The organism is Micromonospora sp. RV43 (genome assembly GCF_001029515.1).
GTDB classification, from domain to species: Bacteria; Actinomycetota; Actinomycetes; order Mycobacteriales; family Micromonosporaceae; genus Micromonospora; species Micromonospora aurantiaca.
Window position 1 is genome coordinate 1 of the sequence record NZ_LEKG01000349.1, and the last position, 2,075, is coordinate 2,075.

A 2,075-nucleotide genomic window follows, 5' to 3' on the forward strand; every position below is an offset into this window, starting at 1 on the left:
GGGCCCCATAGTCCTGACCATTCGTGCCCACGAACACCCCTGTTCGCGAACCCCGAAGAACCCCAGGCTCAACCCCTGCCCGCTCGACCGCCTCCCACGAAACCTCCAGCAACAACCGCTGCTGCGGATCCATCGCCAAGGCCTCACGGGGCGAGATCCCGAAGAAGCCTGGGTCGAACTCGCCCGCCGCGTGCAGGAAGCCACCCTTGTCGGCGTACGTGGTGCCGGGGTTGGCCGGGTCGGGGTCGTAGAGCCGGTCGAGGTCCCAGCCCCGGTCGGTCGGGAAGTCTCCGATCGCGTCGACGCCGTCGGCGACGAGGCGCCACAGCTGCTCGGGGCCGTCGACGCCGCCCGGGTAGCGGCAGGCCATGGCGACGACGGCCACCGGCTCGTCGTCGCCCACGGCGGCCGGGGCGGCGACGGGGGCCGGCCCGGCGTCGGCGCCGGCGCCGAAGAGGCCGGTGAGCAGGAAGCGGGCCAGCACGGCCGGGGTCGGGTGGTCGAAAGCCAGGGTGGTGGGCAGCGCCTGCCCGGTGGCGGCGACGAGCCGGTTGCGCAGCTCCACAGCGGTCAGCGAGTCGAAGCCGAGGTCGCGGAACGCGGTGGTCGCGCCGACGGCGGCGGCCCCGCCGTCGTGGCCGAGCACGTCGGCGGCGAGTTCGCGGACCATCTCGGCGACGGTCTCCTCGCGTCGGGCCGGGGCCAGCGCGGCGAGGCGCCGGCGCAGGGTCGCCGCCGGGCCGTCGTCGCCGTCGTCGGCTGCGGCGCCGCCGTCGAGGGCGGCCCGCGCCTCCGGTACGCCCTCTAGCAGTGGCCGGCGGCGGGCGGAGGCGTACGCGGGGGCGAACCGGGCCCAGTCCACGTCGGCCACCGTCACGGTGACGTCGTCGTGGTCGAGGGCCTGCTGCAACGCGGCCGTGGCGACGGCCGGGTCCATGGCGGGCAGGCCCCGACGGCGCAGGTTCCGTTCGGCGTCGGCGGCGTGCATGCCGCCGTCGGACCAGGGCCCCCAGGCGATGGCGGTGCCGGCCCGGCCGTCGGCGCGCCGCCGCTGCACGAGCGCGTCGAGGTAGGCGTTGCCGGCCGCGTATCCGGCCTGCCCGCCGCTGCCCCAGGTGGCGGCAATGGACGAGTAGACGACGAAGGCGTCCAGTTCCCGGTCGGCGAGCAGGTCGGCGAGGTGGGTGGCCCCGGCGGTCTTGCCGGCGGTGACCTCGGCCAGTTCGGCGGGGGTGACCTCCGCCAGCGGGGTGGCCTGCGCGACGCCGGCGGTGTGCACGACCGTACGCACCGGCGGGCCGGCGGCCTCGACCCGGTCGAGCAGGTCGGCGACGGCGGCCCGGTCGGCGATGTCGCAGGCGGCGACGGTGACCCTGGTCCCGAGGGCGGTCAGCTCGGCCTCCAGCGCGGCCGCGCCGGGGGCGTCGGGCCCGCGCCGGCTGACCAGCACGACGTGTTCGGCTCCGGCGGCGGCGAGCCAGCGGGCGGCGCGGGCCCCGAGCCCGCCCGTGCCGCCGGTGACCACTGCGGTGCCGGTGGGCGTGAACCGGCGCGCCGGCGGGCGGTCGCCGAGGGCGGCGCGGACGAGGCGGCGGGCGAAGACCCCGGGGCCGCGTACCGCCAGCTGGTCCTCGCCGGTCGATCCGGTGAGGATCGCGGCGAGCCGGGCGACGGCCCGGTCGTCGGGGTCGGACGGCAGGTCGACCAGGCCGCCCCAGCGGTGCGGCGCCTCGACGCCGACGACCCGGCCGAGGCCCCAGATCGCTGCCTGCGCCGGGTCGACGAGCCGGTCGTACGAGGCGGCGGCGACCGCACCCCGGGTGACCAGCCACAGCGGCGTGGCCCCGCCGGCGTCGCCGAGCGCCTGCGCGAGCGCGAGGGTGGCGGTCAGGCCGGGCAGGACCGTGCCGCCGGTGCGCGGTTCCCCGGCGAGCAGGGAGACGACGCCGGCGGGCTCGGTGCCGGCGAGGGCTGCCGCGAGGGCTGCCCGGTCGGCGTCCGGCTCGACGGTCAGGGGCCGCACGTCGGCGCCGGCGTCGGTCAGCGCAGCCCGGACGGCCCGCGCCGCCGGGTCG

At 78.4% G+C, this 2,075-nt stretch carries 1 protein-coding gene; it reads right to left on the reverse strand.

Annotation, left to right across the window (positions count from 1 at the left end):
- Nucleotides 1-2,075 (reverse strand): type I polyketide synthase (locus ABD52_RS37055; RefSeq protein WP_047894846.1); only part of this gene is annotated, 2,075 nt, incomplete at both ends.